The sequence below is a fragment of the Bradyrhizobium sp. USDA 336 genome (assembly GCF_044908355.1).
GTDB classification, from domain to species: domain Bacteria; phylum Pseudomonadota; class Alphaproteobacteria; order Rhizobiales; family Xanthobacteraceae; genus Bradyrhizobium; species Bradyrhizobium yuanmingense.
The window spans coordinates 5,109,790-5,126,948 of sequence record NZ_JBIYDC010000002.1; the positions used below are offsets into that span (position 1 = coordinate 5,109,790).

Sequence of the window (17,159 nt, forward strand, 5' to 3'; positions counted from 1 at the left end):
ATTTCGATTTTGGATTTCCCTGCCGCTTCGAACCGTGATTCTGTGGTGCATCGGAGGGACCGATGCGACCGAAGAAGCACAAGACGACAGGCTCGAATGATCTGTTCCGGTCCCGGCTGGACCAGATCATCAACATGCGACACGAGCTGGTTCTGCTCGCCGGCAGGGTCGATTGGGACTGGATCGACGGCGAGATCGCGCCGCTCTACAGCGACAACGGCAGGCCGGGTATCGCGACACGCTTCATGATAGGATTGCTGCTGCTCAAGCACATCTACGGCCTGTCCGATGAGGGGGTATGCGAGCGCTGGGTCCACGATCCGTACTTCCAGTTCTTCACCGGCGAAGAGTTTTTCCAGCACGTTTTCCCGCATGAGCGCTCAGACCTGAGCCACTGGCGCAAGCGGCTCGGCGACAAGCTGGAGCGGTTGTTGGCCGAGAGCCTTCGGGTGGCACACGAGACCGGCGCGTTGCGCAGCCAGGACCTCAAGCGGGTCACGGTCGACACGACCGTCCAACCGAAGGCCATCAGCTTTCCGACCGACGCGAAGCTGCTGCATGCAGCGATCCGCGGGTTGAACCGCCTGGCGAGCAAGCACGGGGGCAGGCTGCGGCAATCCTATGTTCGCGTGGCCAAAAGCGCGGCAATGATGGCGGGCCGCTACGCCCATGCCAAGCAATTCAACCGGCATCAGCGACAGCTGCGCATCCTGCGCAGCCGGCTGGGCCGGATCATCCGCGACATTCGCCGCAAGACCGACGGCCAGCCCGCACTGGAGGAGGCATTCGCCCTGCCGCTGAGCCTAGCCACACAGATCCGCTCGCAGCAGCAGCGCCAGCGCGGCTGGAAGCTGTATTCCTTCCATGCTCCGGAGGTCGAGTGCATCGGCAAGGGCAAGGCCGCCGCCCCCTATGAGTTCGGCGTGAAGGCCTCCATCGTCACCAACAACCAAAGAGCTCCCGGCGGCCTGTTCGTGCTCCACGCCTGCTCACTGCCGGACAACCCCTACGACGGTCACACCCTTCGCGACGTCATCGAGCGCACCGAGAGCCTCACCGGCTGCCCGATCGAACGGGCCTATGTCGACAAGGGATATCGCGGCCACGACACACAAAGTCCCCGCCGCGTCTTCATCTCGGGCCAGAAGCGCGGCGTCTTCGGCGTCATCAAGCGCGAGCTACGCCGCCGTTCCGCCATCGAGCCCATCATCGGACACATGAAGAACGACGGTCACCTTGGCCGCTGCTATCTCAAAGGCCGCGCCGGAGATGCCGCTAACGTTCTCCTCTCGGCCGTTGGCCACAACCTCCGCCGCGTCCTGGCTTGGCTCAGAGAGCTTTTGTCCCTCTTCCTATCACTCTGGCCAACGCTCAACTGTCCAGTTCAGCCCAATTCGGCTTGTTAACGATCGACTAACGAGTAGGCGCTCACTGCGAAGGGCAATGTTAGAGACTTTGGCTCCAGTCGGCACAGCGGCGGAGTCTAAAAGCGTCGCGAGCCGGCGAGGCCTACCATTTCTGGTAGTTGATGGTGAAAGCCTGTCCTGACAGTAAACGGGCGGAAACTTCAACGCCCCCAATGCTCAGCACATACTTCAAGATAAGGACTCCCTTTGTGCCCGGACACTCCTCCCCGCTCAGGCGACATCGAAGAGCACTGCATCCCCGCTATGCCGAAGAGCGCGCTCTTACGCCCGGCGCATTGGGTCAGCCCGACTGTCAGATTGAACTCGCTGGTTGGCTGGAATTTTGAGCGCAGACAGCTAGCAGGGTTAACCTCGCGCGTTTCGCCTCGTCATTTTATGTTTTTCACTTGAACAGATGATCCGGGATTCAGAGCTCAGCGGGATAGCGAATGTTATTTTCGCCGGCCTGATGTTGGTTGCGATGGCAGCTATCATCAAAATTGTAACCAAGACTCTTTCGCCCTTTGAGGTCGTCGTCCTGCGGAGCTTGATATCCGCGCCGCTGCTCTTCTTTATTGTCCCTAGACATAGTCGCCTAGACTTCCGAGCTTACGTTTCGAAGGAGCACTTTCTCAGATCAGCGCTCGGCTACGGCGGCTTCGCAGCATTCGCCACTTGTTCGTCGAAGCTCCCACTCACTTTGGTTTCATCGATATCCTACACATCACCGATCTATTGCATGCTGTTTTCCACGCTACTCTTGAAGGAATCTCGTGGCTTTGCCACCGGAAGTGCCGCAACGATAGGATTCTTAGGCGCGCTTGTTATAACTCGACCGGGCTTGGACGATTTCGACATCTGGGTGGTCGTTGGATTGATCGGAGCCATCCTCGACAGTATTGCGATTGTGATGGTAAGGCGCCTAGCAAACACGGCCGGGCCCGGACAAATGTCCCTTAGCTTTATGCTGTGGAGTTCAGTTATCGGCCTTCCGATCGCAATTCCTGTTTGGGTTTGGCCATCTCCCGCCGATTGGGCATTGTTGCTGCTCCTTGCGGTTTTCGCTGTACTGGCTCAAGTCGCCCTCGTCAGCGGCTACGCTCGCGTTCGCCTTTCGCGCGCGGCTCCATTCGACTTCGTTCGTCTTCCAGCCAGCTTGGCAATTGACGTGTTGTGCTTTGACACAACTCCTACACTTGCGATGTGGCTCGGTTCTGGCTTGATATTTTTTGGCGCTTCGGTCGCCTTGGTCGGCGTAAACATTCACAAGTAGAACGGTCAGGCAGACAAGACGGAGCATTCCGATGCAACATTCACAGCCAACCGCAACGTGGTCGAGAGCGGCACCGAGATGAAGCAGAGAGCGCAATCAACTGCCAAATCTACGGCGACCACGCGGCATAGGGAACAATGCGGGACGGCGTTATGCCGTCATGTCATGAATGAAAGAGGAAGCGCGGTTCCGGTCAACTCAGGTTGATCCTCGCCTGCCATTCGACGCGAGAGCGCTCTCGGGCAGACCGCCAACATTGTGTTCGGACGCATTGAGTTCGCAACGTCGCCCGCTCTTCGCTGACGTCACCCCTAAAAGAAACAGCAACCCCCTTACGTTCGACGGATCTCATGAATAACAACGAGTTAAAACCCGCCCCCAATACAACGGCAGATAACCCAATAAAGCCGGAGCCATCTATTGAGACGCTATTCTCGACGTCACGTGGCATGGCGACGTTTACGCACCGCGGACACGCGATTATCCAGCAACTTGAGGTTATCTTCCTGGATTGGGCGAGCTTCATCCCGGCGACAAATATTCGGTATCCATCCCTTATCCCTATCGCTGATCTTGACCGCCTGAACTACTTCCGAAACTTCCCGCATCTCGCACTCTGCGCGTGCACCATAAGCGAGTCAGCTTGCGCGGACTTTAGCAAAAGGCAAGACGACCTACTGCGCATCGATCATCGCCAGTTGCAGAGTTCGGAATTTTGCCTTCCCCCTGCCGCGTGCTATAACGTCTACCTCAGTATGCGCGGTCAGCACCTCAGCGCTACTCGCTGCGTTACAACGGTAGCCAATTGCTTCCGCAATGAAGACCATTACCAGGGACTGAGACGGCTTCGGGCCTTCACGTTGCGTGAAATTGTATTCGTCGGGCGTGACGAGGACATCAAGACTTACCTCCGCAAGTATCGAGCGATTGCACTTGAATTTCTGAGTGAGTTGGGCTTGACCATTAAGGTTAAGCATGCCTCCGACCCATTCTTTGACAAGGCCAGCACCGCAGCCCGCGCAACGCGCATCTTTCCGACCAAAGAAGAGCTTTTATTCGACGGGACGCTGGCGATCGCCTCGCTTAACTATCATCGTCGCTTCTTTGGTGAGCGCTGCGGTATAACTATCGAAGGTCAACCCGCACATACGGGCTGCATCGGATTCGGCATTGAACGCTGGGTATACGCACTGATAGAGCACTTTGGGACTGACACGGAGGTTATTCTCGATAGGCTGCAGGCGTCTCACTCGGCCGTAATGTCCCACCAGAGCGCTTCTCAATGAATAGTGACAATTCCATTCGCGCTTCTACAATGCATCGTGGGTTGATGGGAGTTTGTGTCGATCGGACAACAATTTCTGATGTCGACGCGAAGAACGGGACGCTCTCTATCCGTGGTCACTCGATTGATGTCCTTGTCGCGCATTCGACCTTTGAAGAGACAGCATTTCTCCTAATTTTCGGCAAGCTCCCAACGGCGAGCGAGCTCAATGAGTTTCAGCGAGCACTGAAAAAATCCCGCTCACTTCCTCCCACAGTCATCGATCTTCTTGCCCAAATGAAGCTCGCGCATCCAATGGATGCCTTGCGCACAACAGTATCTGCGCTTATTGCGCTCGATCCGGACGGTGCAGATAATCGGACAGAAGCTCTGCAACGAAAATCGATACGCTTACTATCCCAAATGGCTGTCGCTGTAGCAACACATCACGCCCAAAGAGAGGGGCGAGCGCTCCCCCGACCGAATGATGAACTCGCTCACGCTGCCAACTTCCTTTGGATGCTAAAAGGTACCCTTCCGACGCGGGAGGAGGCCAAAGTACTAGATGAGGATTTTATCCTGCACGCTGAGCTTGGTGCAAATGCTTCCACGTTCACAGCGAGAGTGATTGCGAGCGCCAAGTCGAGCTATCATGCTGCAGTAGCGGGTGCGCTCGCTTGTTTCGAGGGCGTCTTACATGGCGGGGCGATGGATGGAGTTGCCGCCATGGTCGAGGAGATCGGCTCACCAGATAGAGTCCTGAAGTTCGTAAGAGAGCGCCGACGCCGCCGAGAGCGCATTCTTGGATTTGGCAACCGCGCTTACAAAACGGAGGACCCGCGCGCGCGCCATCTCCGCCGGCATGTCGAGATACTCTCGCAGCTAAGGGCCGAGCCGCACCATCTCCAGATTCTAAACGTCCTCGCCGAAGAGATGAAACCCTACGGAAGACACGGCATTCACATCAACGACGATTTCTACGGTTCGGTGTCGTACAAGCTTCTCGGCATACCGGCTGATTTGTGCGCGGCGGTATTCTCCCTCTGCCGCCTCGCGGGGTGGACAGCACACATCATCGAGCAATCCAACAATAACATCCTGATACACCCGTTGCTGAAATTTAATGGCTGCAGGGAAGTGGCGTATGTTCCGATTCAGGAGCGTTAAGAAATGCCCGATGGAGGAAATCTGACGTTTAGAGGCTCCAGCTTACAAGCCGCGGACCGGACGGTTTCGACCGAGTAAGCAGCGCACAAGCAACTGCTTTGGCAAGAAACTTAAAGTCGACGGCTCAGCTTGTCTGGCGAGGCAAATGCGTTGGGTAGTGAAAAGGGGCTGGTAGGCAAGTCGTAGCGAGAACGCTTGCCTATCGCGGTCATCGAAGAACGGGAGAGTAGCATATGTAGCCTCTCCGAAGAGCTCGATCGTAAGCATTTAAGTGCTCCGCTTATCCCTACATTGGCCGAACGCTTGGTGTGAGCGAATCGAACACTTCTGGTCTTGTCGGAGCAAGGATCCATCACTTGAACGTCTTGCAGATCGCCTCCTCGGAGGTGCAATTATCGTGGGAACGTCTTGCTTAAGCGCTCCATCGGCTCGGCGCGGTGCCGCTGCCGATCAGGATCTTTAGGACGCCACATCAATGAGGACTCTAAGTGAGTGACAGCGAACGGATTGCGACACGATTTACTGGAGGCAACCAGCTCGTCGTTGAACTGTGGGGAACAGCGAAGATAGACGAGTGGACCATCGCTGAAGTTGCGATTCCTAAGGCGATTGATGCAATGCGTTCAACGTTAGAGTGCTTTCGTCTTCGTAAGTGTCCTGGAGATGGCCGCCTCTTCGCCGTGGCGCGGATGGCTGACGCTCAGATTGTAATACATGCATGGCCGAATAGCTCCTACGCTACCATTGGCATTTTAGCGAGGGGCGGTACCGAAGCATGCAGGGCAGCGTCTGTGCTAATCCAGGCGTTCCAACCTGAACGGTCAGAGATCCGTACTACTACCGCGTCGACCGTTTGGCGCCGGCTTTCCCTGTGGAGGCCTAGTCGCGACTGACCAACTGTAGAGAGAGCGGTCTTTCGGTGTATGCTTTAGGAGTGCGACGGGACACGGCCGCGAGCTATCGCCGAAAGTTGGTGACGGCGGGAATCAGAAAGGCGGCATATCGTGGGGGGTGCTTGACGCCTCCACTTCTCTACCGAAGGAGCGATATATCGTGTTCAAAGATAACGTCACCCAGCTGTTTCAGCCAGGAGAGTTCGGCGATCAACTCACCGAAATCTTGTACAACGGGACGCGTGCCTTGCTCGCCAATGCGATCGAGTATAGCGTTCGCGGTAGGGACGCTCATTTCTGAGCGCCCCCCGCACAGATCCGGACGAGCCCAATTCGGGCATCCGGCTCCCACCTCGGGTGTTTGACGGCAAAGCGCTCGCTCGGCCATGGATGAAGGATACGCGGCTTGGGAAGCCAGTCATTGGCTAGCTTTGTCATTCGCGCCCACGTTATCGCGTCCTTCTGGCTTCGGCGCCGAAGCGCTTTATGCCAGAAGGTGATGACGTGGTAGCGAAAGGCGCTTAAGGCCGGCCCGTTTGTGGGGACGGCATGATACGCAAAATAGCCAGTGACGACTTGTCTCAGCCAATTTCCCTGGATCGGGATTGGTTGATGTCGTTGGCGCAGCACTGCTTCCTTGATCTCCTGGAGTTTCACTCGCATGCGATCGCTCCGGGTTTTCCTCTTGAGGAGGAACCTACCCCGACGCGACTTACCGCATATCATCGTGAATCCCAGAAAAGTGAAGGTCTCCGGCTTTCCGAGCCCTCGCCTTTTACGATTTGCCGCCGCATGGCGGCCAAATTCGATCAGGCGGGTCTTATCCGGATGCAATGACAACGAGAACTCCCGCAGCCGTTCGCGCATCTCGTCCCAGAAGCGACGGGCATCGGTTTCATGTTCGAAACCGATGATAATATCATCGGCGTATCTCACCATGACCATGTTGCCTGTGGCCTCACGCCGTCTCCAGCGATCGGCCCAAAGATCGAAGGTGTAATGTAGGTAGATGTTTGCAAGCAGCGGCGAGATCACCGATCCTTGACCCGTCCCCTTTTCACTGACCACCGTTTCTCCGTCTTCGAGGACGCCGGCTTTTAGCCATTTCTGGATTAGCCGGACGATGCGCGGATCGCCGATCCGATGCTGTACGAAGCGAACCAGCCAGTCTTGACTGACTTCGTTGAAAAAGCTTCGAATGTCGGCGTCTAATATGAAGTTCACTTTCGTGCCGGCGATGCCGACCATCAGCGCGTCCAACGCATCATGTTGACTGCGCTTCGGTCGGAACCCATACGAGAACCCAAGAAACTCTTCCTCGTATATCGCGCTCAGCACTGCCGCGGTCGCCCTCTGGACGATTTTGTCTTCGAGGGCGGCGATCGCGAGCGGGCGCTGAGAACCGTCCGACTTCGGAATGAACCGACGCCGGGCGGGCTGCGCCCGATATGCTCCTCGATGAAGCCGGGCGTGCAGGTCGTCGATCCGGGGATCGAGATCGGCCTCGTAGGCTTCCCATGTCAAACCGTCAACACCGGGCGCGGCATCTTTCTTCAGAGCGAAGAAGGCCGTGCGCAGCATAGCTGCGTCGAGATGGTGGAAGAGCGTCGTGAACTTTTCCTCCTTTCCTTGCTTTGCCACGTTCCGTACGCGCGACAACGCCTGTGACACGCTACCCCGGTCCTGCGCCCGGTGCGTGCTTTGCTGTCCCGCGTTCCCCTTGGTCCCCGTCCTTGGCTCCACCGGCTCCGCCGCGGGTTGCCCCGCCTTGTTCGTCGGCCTCCCAGCTACTACTACGGGGTCAGACTTCTCGCGCTCGTGCATCATCGGCTACGGCTCCTCGCCTTCCCGATGCGGGCCAGCGGGTTCTTCCGCAGGCCAAACGCGAGATCTCCCGGTTCCCGAACAAAGAGCGTCCGCACGTGCCAGGTTCTACGACCACGCCGGGTCACCAGGACGCTCGCGATGGCGCGCCCTGACGTTTTGCCTTCCGCGTTGTCGAACGCGTCGGCACCCGGAAAATTCCAGTTTTCGCGGCTCAATGGCTGGCCTGTGCACTCCCCTGCCGACGCTTCACCTGCCTTCTTGCGAAGACAGGCGCACGGCTTGGGGCCGATGTGAATCGCTAGTCCTTCATCGTAGTGGACTTCCACCACCTACTCCTTGCCGGTTTAACCGGCGCTCCGACAATCAGGATAAGAGCGCGCATTGCCTCGCCCTGATTGTTGCTGGATGTTGAGCCGTTGCCTCACGTAAATTGCTCCCTTGGATCGGGAGCGAGCGGGGGCGAAGATGGGGTGGCTCAGCGTGGCAACGCGGAAGGAACTGACGGCGGCAGCAGGCGCGCGCTATCGGCGTTCGGATCGCGCGAAGAAGACGTGGATATTGGACGAGTTCGTCGACATCACCGGGTTCCATCGCAAACATGCGATGCGACTACTTCGAGGTCAGGAAGACGCGCGCCAAAGCGTTGATGCCTGCGTTGATTGAGGCGATGGAACGGCATGGCCACCTCGACCTTGCCCCCGAGATCCGCGCCAAACTTTTGGCAATGAGCGCTGCGACGATCGACCGCGCATTGGTGCGGGTCCGAGAAGGATTAGGTCGCAAGCGTCGGCGGCACGCGACGCACTCGTTGCGTCGCAGTGTTCCAATAAGGACGTCGGCAGGTTGGAATGATCCGGCGCCCGGATTGTCGAGGCCGACCTTGTCGCGCATAGCGGTCCATCTGCGCGCGGCAGCTTCATCCAGACTCTCGTGCTCACCGACATTGCTGCCGGCTGGACGTAGTGCGCTCCTCTGATCGTGCGCGAACCGAAGCTGTTGAGCACGGTGCTGACGGAATTGCGCAAACAATTGCCTTTTGCGCTGCTCGGCTTCGATACTGACAATGATACGGTGTTCATAACGAGACGCTGAAAGCCTACTGCGAGGCGGCCAACATCGTCTTCACGAATTTGCCGGCCCTACCGAAAAAATGACCAGGCGTTCGTCGAGCAGAAGAACGGCGCCGTCGTGCGCAGGATAGTCGGCTATCGTCGGTTCGAGGGCCTGGAAGCGGCCAAGCTGCTGGCTGAACTCTATCGATCGGCGCGGCTATTCGTGAACTTCTTCCAACCCTCGTTCAAATTGATAGCCAAGCAGCGCGACGGTGCCCGTGTACGGAAGACATACAGCGCGCCGGCTACACCACACCAGCGCCTGGCAGCGGACGCCCGCACGCCTGACGCTGTCCGCCATCACCTCCAAGAAATCTATGCCGCTCTCGATCAAGTCGCGTTGGTGCACGACATCCGCGACGTGCAGGAGCGCCTCGCAGCCCTCGCTGATACCCAACCAATCGGCCATCCTGCTGTGGCATCGCAACCGATCGATCGCTTCCTGGCAAGCTTGCGCGCGGCCTGGAAGGACGGAGCCATGCGACCGACGGATCGGCCACTCGTGAAGGCGAAAAGAGGCCGACGTCGTTCCGACCCGCTCATCCGAGCAACGCCAGATTTACGAAAATGGTTTGAAGCTGAGCCTTGGCGGACTGGCAGCGAACTGCTCTCGCGCTTGGAGATGGAATATCCTGGAGCCTATCCGAACAAGCTTATTCGAACCCTTCAACGTCGGCTGAAATCCTGGCGCAGCGAGCAAGCGAATGCGCTGCTGTTCGCTCCTAGCGAGAAAATGCCGCCGCGGTACGAGGTCACAACACCCCAATGACGTGCGAGGTACGAGCGGAGGAGGCCGGGCGCTCCGAAACCCCGGCCATCTCCGCACCCGGCCTCCTCCTCAACTCAAGCCAGGAGCAAAATAAATGAGGCAACCGATCGCACCCGGGAGCATCAGTACATGAGGCAATACGGAGTCTCACCCTGATTGCCGCCGCGCAGATCGAGGCCGAGGTCGCGGACTTTCTAGGCAAGCATGCCGATCTAAGCCAGTCGTGTGCGCTCTCGCGAGTGCCATCGGTGAAGCCGACCAGTTCTTTGCGGCCTTCCGCGGTCGCGCGATCTGCTGCTCGAGCTGAAGCCGCGCGGGCTCGACGTGCCGCCGCAACTCGCCATCGCCAGCGCTCGGGTTCTGGAAGGCCGCCGGCCAGGTCTGGCCGACAACTACGGATTCGCGCTCTCGGCGCAACTGGGTGAGTCGCAGAGGTTCCCAGCTACTAAGTCGAGCTCTCGGCTCATCGTGTGCATCGGCCTGCCCGCACTTCGTGCTCCCGGTGCTTCTGTCCCGATGGTCGCAAGATGCGCCACGATGTAGCGCACCGCAGCAGAACGTTGGCACCGAGAAATCTCATACCGGTTACCAACCCCATCGATAGCAGCTTCGCCACCGCACGATCCGATCGAAGGACTGTCTATCCAACAAGACTGTGCTCGTGATGGTCTTCAAGCTGGTCGAGAGAGCGCAAAAAAAGTTGGCGTCATCTCGATTGACACAACCAGTTGCCAAAACTCGTTCCCGGTGAGACATTCAACGGCGGGATCGAGGTCGTCGCCAAGCCGGCCGACCGTCGGCCCAAAACCGCCGACGCCTGACCGGCCCCGGCCGTCACCAAAATTTGGCGACAGCTTCACGGCCGCAAGCATTGGCCGCTCACGCAGTCCGGCCGTCCGATCTCTTTTTTTTAGGGCGCCGATTGGACGAGAATACGTTCCTCTGTCTGCCAGACCGCGCGCCTCGCTCGATCGGAACTTGCCTCTGATGTTATTGCTGTTCTGCTGCTCGATCGTCTTCGCTTCAGTGGTATTCGACTCGCTGACGGCGGCCGTGTCTGCACAACGCAAGGAGCAGGGATCGTTTTACCCTCACGGCCTTCACTCTCTTAGCATACCGCGCTGAGTGTATGCTACTGCTCTGCTTGCAACCGCGAAATATAACGTCATGCAGTTGATGTGGGTTGCCCCGTCGCGTCGACGGGCAACCCAATCGTAAACAAAAGCGAATTGACGAGGCGCCGCCGCGGTTTATATGCTGCGCTCTTTGTTCTGGAAGACTTGCGGTTGACCAATTCGAGGAACCGATGAGTAAGGCTCGCCGGCCCATCTCACTTAATGCGTTAAATACCTTTGAATGTGCTGCTCGTCTTTTGAGCTTTTCCGCTGCAGCGGAAGAGCTGAACCTGACACGCTCAGCGGTGAGCCACCAGATCACGAAACTCGAGGAGATATTCGGGTTTCGTCTATTTGACCGGAGACCAGATGGAGTTGTGCTCACCTCGGCCGGAGCAGGATATTACAATAAGATTCGGGGAGCACTTACGGAGATCGGCGAGGTTACGTCTGATGTCCTTGGAAAGCCGCGACGACAGCGTCTGACTGTGCATTGTGCACCCACTTTTTCTACACGATGGCTGCTGAGCAAGCTCGGACGCTTCATGGGCGCTCATCCAGAGATCGATCTTAGGATCATAGCCGCTTCGGGCCCGCCTGACTTTCGTGACCCAGGTTTGGATTTGGCGATCTGTTACGGGGCGCAGGGCCTACCAAATTGCTCGGAGCAGCTGTTTCTATCAGAGAGCGTTCAGCCAATGTGTAGTCCAATCTTGAGGGACTCAGCAGCACTGCACTCTCCGTCGGCCCTTAGCCAGGTCACTCTCATTCGCACAGATCAAAACCTCGTTTCCTGGGATTTCTGGTTTCGCAGCCAAGGCCTTGAACTTCCAACCGACGTCCGGCAGGTACAGCTGAAGCCTTCATTTCTTGCAATCGAGGCGGCCCTGCAGGCTCTCGGCGTAATCTTGGAAAGCACCGTGCTCACGGCGGAAGAACTCACCGCAGGGAGATTGATTCTTCCATTTTCTTCAAGCCCGATCACTCTGCCAGCCTATTACGTCGTCACACCAGATGATGACCGCAATCAGCGCTCTTTGCTGTTTAGAAAATGGCTGCTTGACGAGGCCCAGCACTCGAACAAACAGAATTATGTGGGGCCGGGCGAAATCGTTTAGGGAGAGGCACGAAACCGATCTCGTTGGAGCCGTCCTAACACCGGACTACATCGGACATCAGTGTGAAACACGCCGCGGAGAAGCTCGCTGGACATATCGAGTTGACGCCGACGTCGGGCATGCAGCTGTCTAGAGCGCGACTTTTTTATAAATGCTCCCTCAGTTTCCAAGCCCCCCTTCAGTTGACGAATTCTCTCAATAAAATCCACAGTTGCGCGACTCACATAGGGCGTGATTCTTGTTCACGACCTGGTTGAGCAAATATCCCTTTCCAAGCGAATGCGCGGTTCAATATTAGGCCAAGGGACAAATGATCGGGGGGCTAATGAAGGGGGGTCTAATGAAGGCATCATACTTGCAGTCGACGCTTCGATGGTCGGTCGCAACCGGCCTCTTGGTCTGGTGTATCTCAGGCGCCGTACAGGCCGATGCTGCGGAGCTATACGGCACGCTGAAGAAGGTGAAAGAGAAGGGGCAAATTGTCATCGGCTTCCCCGAAAGTTCGCCGCCATTCGCATCCTACGACGCAAGCAAGAAGCCTGCGGGCTATGCTATCGATATCTGCATGCGTGTGGTGGATACGATCAAGCGCGATATCAGCGCGCCAGACCTGCAAGTCAATTTTGTTCCAATCAACTCGAGCACGCGCATGGCGCTTCTTGCAAATGGAACGATCGATCTGGAATGCGGATCAACGACGAACACCCTTTCCAGACAGGAGCAAGTGGATTTTTCGATGATGCACTTCGTGTCATCGACGCGCTGTCTGGTGAAGACAGGAAGTGGCATCAAGGAAATCGACGATTTTTCGAACAAGGTGGTGGCACTCGCTCAGGGAGCCAATACTGTGGGGGTGATCAATGGATGGGTGCAGAAACTAAAGATCCCAAACGTTAAGATCCTAAACATCTCGAACTTTTCAGAAGGACTCCTGGCTGTCGATAGCGATCGCGCCGACGCGTTTTGTTCGGACGACGCGATCCTCTACACTTTGCGACAAAAGTCGCCGGCTCGCGACCGTCTGGAGGTCGTCGGCCGCCCGCTCTCCTTCGAGCCGTACGGGTTAATGATGCGCCGTGACGACTCTGCGTTCCGCTTGACCGTCAACAAGACGCTCGCCGAGCTCTTTCGCTCGGGAGAGATAACATCTCTCTACCACAAGTGGTTTGACCAATTTGGAATTCCACTGAGCGAGAAGCTCGAGACCGTTTTCCAAGCGCAAGCAGTCCCTCAATAGTGGCTGTGTCGCATGCTCTCCTACAATTGGAACTGGAATATTCTCTTCCAGCAGCCGCAGCTTGGATGGCTGCTGGAAGGTCTGCGTCTCACCATCCTCATGGCGGTGGTGAGCTTCCTCCTAGCGCTTGCGATCGGAACCTTAGTCGGTACAGCCCGCACTGCTCGATCAAGAGCGGTGCGCGGAATAGGCTTCGTCTACACAGCCCTCTTTCGGAACGTGCCATTGCTGATCCAAATGTTCCTGTGGTTCTACGTCTTTCCGGAGCTTCTGCCCTCAAATCTCGGACGCTGGGTCAAGCGGGATCTGTACGAGCCTGAAGTCACGATTGCCGTCATCTGCCTCAGCTTCTATATGGCTGCCCGCGTCGGCGAGCAGATACGAGCCGGCATTCAGGCGGTGCCACAGGGTCTTATTTGCGCAGCGCTTGCTAGCGGACTGACCGTCAATCAGATTCGTCGTTACATCGTCCTGCCAATCTGCTTGCGCATGCTGATCCCGCCGTTGACGACGGAGCTCCTTGCTACTTTCAAAAACACCTCGCTTGCACTTGCCATTGGAGTACTGGAGATCACCGCGCGCAGCCATCAAATCGAAAGCTCCACTTTTCACGGATTTGAAGCATTCGCTGCAGCAACCTTCCTCTATGTCGTGATCAGCTTGTTTACGCTGGCGCTTGTTTTGCCTCTCGAGAACGCTACCCATCTTCCCGGAACGCTGAAGGGGCGAAGCTAGTGCTCTCTCTGGATTTTGGCATCATCGGACCGAATGCTGCCTTCCTCTGGGAGGGCATGAAAATAACGCTCTGGCTTACTCTGCTTTCCATCATTGGCGCTGCGATCCTGGGCACCATCATTGTGATAGCGCGCCTCTTTGGCCCATTGCCACTGCGGTTGATGGCTTTTGCTTATGTGAACCTCTGCCGCTCTGTGCCACTGGTGCTCGTGGTGTTTTGGTTTTACTTCTTGGTGCCGTTGGTCATTGGCCGACCTGTCGGCCAATTTTTCTCTGTCTTGATAGCATTCATTCTATTTGAAGCGGCCTACTTTTCAGAGACTATGCGTGCGGGCATCCAGAGCGTGCCTCGGGGACAATTGGCTGCGGCGATATCGACAGGGCTGACGCTGCGCCAAAGCTTTCAGTACATCGTCTTGCCCCAAGGCGTAAGGAAGATGGCGCCGGTTCTTCTGACGCAGTGCATTATCCTGTTCCAGGATACCTCCGTCGCATACGTTGTAGCGCTGAATGACTTCCTCACCTCGACTTCCATCATCGCTCAAAGTGAGGCCCGGCCGATCGAAATGTACACATTTGCAGCCGGTGTCTATCTCACAATCTGCCTTTCTATTTCGTTTCTTGTGGAGAGCCGAACGTGGCACCGATAGTGGACCAGCGGGACACCGCGCAAACAGCTGACCTGATGGTGAAATTCGAAGACGTCAGCAAGTGGTATGGCACAACGCAGGTTCTACACTCCTGCTCGACCCAAATTCAGCGCGGCCAAGTCGTCGTCGTTTGTGGTCCGTCCGGCTCCGGAAAGAGCACCCTTATCAAGTGCGTGAACCGGCTGGAGGAATTCCAGAAGGGAAGGATTGTTGTCGACGGAATCTCCGTCGGTGACCGGCACGCCGACCTGCAAAAGCTGCGGACCACGACCGGAATGGTTTTCCAGGCGTTCGACCTTTATCCTCATATGGATGTTATGACTAACGTCTCGCTGGCGCCCCGGCTCGTGCTGCGAATGCCACGCGAAGAAGCGGAGCAGCGCGCTGCCGAACTGCTCCGCCAAGTCGGCCTGCTTGAACATGCGAAGAAATACCCGGCCCAACTTTCCGGAGGTCAGCAGCAGCGGGTCGCCATCGCGCGAGCACTCGCGAACAGGCCGGCGATAATGCTATTCGACGAGCCAACGTCAGCTCTGGATCCGGAAATGATCAATGAAGTTCTCGACGTAATGACGGCACTCGCGGAGCGAAAGACAACCATGATCGTTGTGACACACGAGTTGGGATTTGCCCGCCGAGTTGGCGATCGCATCGTATTCATGGATGCAGGTCGAATTGTCGACGATCTCGCTAAGGATGAATTTTTCGCGGGGAATACTAGCGAGCGTGCTCGCGACTTTCTGTCCAAGGTACTTCAACACTAACCGTTGAGGATTCGATGTCGTTGATTGACTTGCGCAGCGACCTCTTGGCGGGTCCGACGCCGGAGATGATCGAGGCAATGATCGCCACTGCGCGCGCGCCATCGAGTTATGGCGCTCGCGAGGACCGGCATGTGCGAGAGTTGGAAGCACTGACAGCGCATACGCTCGGGACGCAGGACGCGTTATTCTTTCCGACCTGCACGATGGCCAACCAGGCGGCTCTCTTGGTTCACTGCCGGGCTGGCGACTTTATCATCGCGGATGCCGAGTCACACGTCGCGGAGTTCGAGGCTGCATCAACGGCGGGTGTTTCAAATGTGGCCACGCTTCGAATTGCTGGAGTTCGTGGACATTTGTCACCTGAGCAACTTACCCTGGCGCTCGAACAAAGTGACGACGAGGCCATGCGAGTATCCGTAGTCTCGCTAGAAAATACTCACAATCGCGCGGGCGGGACGGTTATGCCGTCAGGCTGGCAACAGCAGATCGAGAATGAATGTCGGCCACGAGGTGTCGCCATCCATCTTGATGGAGCGCGATTGTGGAATGCTGCCGCCTATGCCAAGTGTGCCCCTCAGGCACTCGCGCATGGGGCAGACAGTATTGCGGTCAGTCTAAACAAAGCCTTGGGTGCTCCGCTAGGAGCGATGCTTTGCGGCAGCAGCGCGTTCATCAAGGACGCTGGTCGCGTTCGGCGGATGTTAGGTGGAAACTGGCGTCCAGCCGGGATTGTCGCCGCGCCGGCTGTCGTCGCGCTGAAGTCGATGCAGAAACGCATCACGGACGATCATGCAAATGCGCGACACTTGGGCATGGTGCTCACCTCCGAGCACCCTTGGTTGTCGATCGACCTCGATTCACTCCAAACCAACATCGTCTTGGTGAAACTACGAACCGAGGAGCTAAGCGCGCATATGCTCACCCAACGCTTGTCGGAACTGGGCGTACTTGTCGTCCCTTATGGCGACCGATGCGTACGGTTGGTCATCTACGCAGGAATAGGACGGGATCAGATCGATGTGGTCTTGAGCGCATTTTCTGAGATAGGCCACAGCTTAGAGGCGAAATACCCCGATACACTGTCGACATCCTAAGCCGCTAGCATCGTGCGAAGCGCGCGGGACACCGACTGCCCACGTCCGTCGATCACGGTCACGGCCCCGTTTGAGATCAGTTAGCATCGAGGCACGCCCAGAAGGACGCAATAGTAGGGCTATAGCCCGTGGTTTGACCCCTGCCTCAAATGGCATGAGTTGGCCCATGAAAACTCGTGCGATTGTAGCCTGGAATGTTCGTCGAATCCGCGTAGATCAAGGAATTTCGCAAGAGAAATTGGCTTATGAGGCCGGGATTGACCGCTCATACCTAAGCAGTCTTGAGCGGCAGTCGAAGAACCCGACGATTGATCTCCTCGACCGCATCGCCGAAACGCTGGGCGTCCATTTGTCTGAATTTTTTGTTCAGCCGCCCAAAGGTGCTTGGTCTCTCAAGTCCTTGTCAAAAAGGCGCAAGCCAGCGCCTCAACATCGCAGGAAGAATTGACGAATTTCAACGGCTTCTACGTAGCCAATTGACGGGACTTAGAAGCCAACTTCGTCCGAACAATTAGAGCAGGCTCGCAGCATAGGAGCGAGTGACGACTGGCCCCTGATGCGGGTTCTCAAGATTGCGTGGGAGGTGGCGCGATCACACCGCAAGAGGATGTTTTGATACTGCAAACGCGACATTTCAAAATCTTTGGGCCCGGTGGATACACCGTGAGCACCAGCATTTAGCGACGACGGGGACGGTCTGTCGTAATCTCAAGTGTGGTATCTACTAAGCGTGGA

At 56.9% G+C, this 17,159-nt stretch carries 13 protein-coding genes and 2 pseudogenes; 14 read left to right on the plus strand and 1 reads right to left on the minus strand.

The features are described from left to right. The first annotated feature begins 62 nt into the window (after positions 1–62). The 5 genes from ABIA45_RS24960 (at position 63) to ABIA45_RS24980 (ending at position 6,003) form a co-directional block, all read left to right on the plus strand. Complete coding sequence (locus tag ABIA45_RS24960; protein ID WP_404654095.1) at positions 63–1,406, plus strand: IS5 family transposase; 1,344 nt, start codon at positions 63–65, stop codon at positions 1,404–1,406. A 415-nt stretch (positions 1,407–1,821) separates the two neighbouring features. Beyond that, the gene (locus ABIA45_RS24965; RefSeq protein WP_404654096.1) at positions 1,822–2,679 is read left to right on the plus strand and encodes a DMT family transporter; all 858 of its coding nucleotides are present in this window, start codon (positions 1,822–1,824) and stop codon (positions 2,677–2,679) included. Between the two features lie 350 nt (positions 2,680–3,029). Beyond that, a complete protein-coding gene (locus ABIA45_RS24970) occupies positions 3,030–3,965 on the plus strand; it encodes an aminoacyl--tRNA ligase-related protein (protein ID WP_404654097.1) in 936 nt (311 codons plus the stop codon). Then, positions 3,962–5,110, plus strand: a complete 1,149-nt coding sequence (locus ABIA45_RS24975) for a citrate/2-methylcitrate synthase (RefSeq protein WP_404654099.1) — start codon at positions 3,962–3,964, stop codon at positions 5,108–5,110. The genes ABIA45_RS24970 and ABIA45_RS24975 overlap by 4 nt, the downstream gene beginning before the upstream one ends. A gap of 488 nt (positions 5,111–5,598) precedes the next feature. Continuing rightward, positions 5,599–6,003, plus strand: a complete 405-nt coding sequence (locus tag ABIA45_RS24980) for an S-adenosylmethionine decarboxylase (protein ID WP_404654100.1) — start codon at positions 5,599–5,601, stop codon at positions 6,001–6,003. Positions 6,004–6,294: 291 nt separating this feature from the next. Here the strand turns inward: ABIA45_RS24980 and ltrA are convergent, their stop codons facing one another. Next, complete coding sequence (ltrA, locus tag ABIA45_RS24985; RefSeq protein WP_404655740.1) at positions 6,295–7,827, minus strand: group II intron reverse transcriptase/maturase; 1,533 nt, start codon at positions 7,825–7,827, stop codon at positions 6,295–6,297. Between the two features lie 468 nt (positions 7,828–8,295). On the opposite strand from ltrA, the pseudogene ABIA45_RS24990 reads away from it, so the two are divergent. The 9 genes and pseudogenes from ABIA45_RS24990 to ABIA45_RS25030 all read left to right on the plus strand — a co-directional run bounded on the left by ABIA45_RS24990 (position 8,296) and on the right by ABIA45_RS25030 (position 16,872). Next, positions 8,296–9,711: pseudogene (locus ABIA45_RS24990) on the plus strand (ISNCY family transposase). Positions 9,712–10,295: 584 nt separating this feature from the next. Next, positions 10,296–10,532 (plus strand): annotated as a pseudogene (locus ABIA45_RS24995) (IS256 family transposase); the annotation flags it as partial. A 485-nt stretch (positions 10,533–11,017) separates the two neighbouring features. Then, a complete protein-coding gene (locus ABIA45_RS25000) occupies positions 11,018–11,944 on the plus strand; it encodes a LysR family transcriptional regulator (protein ID WP_404654102.1) in 927 nt (308 codons plus the stop codon). A 340-nt stretch (positions 11,945–12,284) separates the two neighbouring features. After that, positions 12,285–13,181, plus strand: a complete 897-nt coding sequence (locus ABIA45_RS25005) for an amino acid ABC transporter substrate-binding protein (protein ID WP_404654104.1) — start codon at positions 12,285–12,287, stop codon at positions 13,179–13,181. Between the two features lie 12 nt (positions 13,182–13,193). Then, the gene (locus ABIA45_RS25010; RefSeq protein ID WP_404654106.1) at positions 13,194–13,916 is read left to right on the plus strand and encodes an amino acid ABC transporter permease; all 723 of its coding nucleotides are present in this window, start codon (positions 13,194–13,196) and stop codon (positions 13,914–13,916) included. Continuing rightward, positions 13,916–14,566, plus strand: coding sequence for an amino acid ABC transporter permease (locus tag ABIA45_RS25015; RefSeq protein WP_404654108.1), 651 nt, complete (start codon positions 13,916–13,918; stop codon positions 14,564–14,566). Before ABIA45_RS25010 ends, ABIA45_RS25015 begins: the two co-directional genes overlap by 1 nt. A 35-nt stretch (positions 14,567–14,601) precedes the next feature. Further along, positions 14,602–15,330 carry an amino acid ABC transporter ATP-binding protein gene (locus ABIA45_RS25020; RefSeq protein ID WP_404655741.1) on the plus strand — a complete coding sequence of 243 codons (729 nt, stop codon included), beginning with the start codon at positions 14,602–14,604 and terminating at the stop codon, positions 15,328–15,330. Positions 15,331–15,344: 14 nt separating this feature from the next. Further along, positions 15,345–16,424, plus strand: coding sequence for a threonine aldolase family protein (locus ABIA45_RS25025; RefSeq protein WP_404654110.1), 1,080 nt, complete (start codon positions 15,345–15,347; stop codon positions 16,422–16,424). 166 nt (positions 16,425–16,590) lie between these two features. Then, the gene (locus ABIA45_RS25030; RefSeq protein WP_404654111.1) at positions 16,591–16,872 is read left to right on the plus strand and encodes a helix-turn-helix domain-containing protein; all 282 of its coding nucleotides are present in this window, start codon (positions 16,591–16,593) and stop codon (positions 16,870–16,872) included. The last annotated feature ends 287 nt before the right edge of the window (positions 16,873–17,159 follow it).

What these genes read in the sequence shown, in the direction of transcription:
- ABIA45_RS24960 (WP_404654095.1), top strand. Translation starts at nt 63, where the DNA reads ATGCGACCGAAGAAGCACAAGACGACAGGCTCGAATGATCTGTTCCGG.
- ABIA45_RS24965 (WP_404654096.1), top strand. Translation starts at nt 1,822, where the DNA reads ATGATCCGGGATTCAGAGCTCAGCGGGATAGCGAATGTTATTTTCGCC.
- ABIA45_RS24970 (WP_404654097.1), top strand. Translation starts at nt 3,030, where the DNA reads ATGAATAACAACGAGTTAAAACCCGCCCCCAATACAACGGCAGATAAC.
- ABIA45_RS24975 (WP_404654099.1), top strand. Translation starts at nt 3,962, where the DNA reads ATGAATAGTGACAATTCCATTCGCGCTTCTACAATGCATCGTGGGTTG.
- ltrA (WP_404655740.1), bottom strand. Translation starts at nt 7,827, where the DNA reads ATGCACGAGCGCGAGAAGTCTGACCCCGTAGTAGTAGCTGGGAGGCCG.
- ABIA45_RS25000 (WP_404654102.1), top strand. Translation starts at nt 11,018, where the DNA reads ATGAGTAAGGCTCGCCGGCCCATCTCACTTAATGCGTTAAATACCTTT.
- ABIA45_RS25005 (WP_404654104.1), top strand. Translation starts at nt 12,285, where the DNA reads ATGAAGGCATCATACTTGCAGTCGACGCTTCGATGGTCGGTCGCAACC.
- ABIA45_RS25010 (WP_404654106.1), top strand. Translation starts at nt 13,194, where the DNA reads ATGCTCTCCTACAATTGGAACTGGAATATTCTCTTCCAGCAGCCGCAG.
- ABIA45_RS25020 (WP_404655741.1), top strand. Translation starts at nt 14,602, where the DNA reads ATGGTGAAATTCGAAGACGTCAGCAAGTGGTATGGCACAACGCAGGTT.
- ABIA45_RS25025 (WP_404654110.1), top strand. Translation starts at nt 15,345, where the DNA reads ATGTCGTTGATTGACTTGCGCAGCGACCTCTTGGCGGGTCCGACGCCG.
- ABIA45_RS25030 (WP_404654111.1), top strand. Translation starts at nt 16,591, where the DNA reads ATGAAAACTCGTGCGATTGTAGCCTGGAATGTTCGTCGAATCCGCGTA.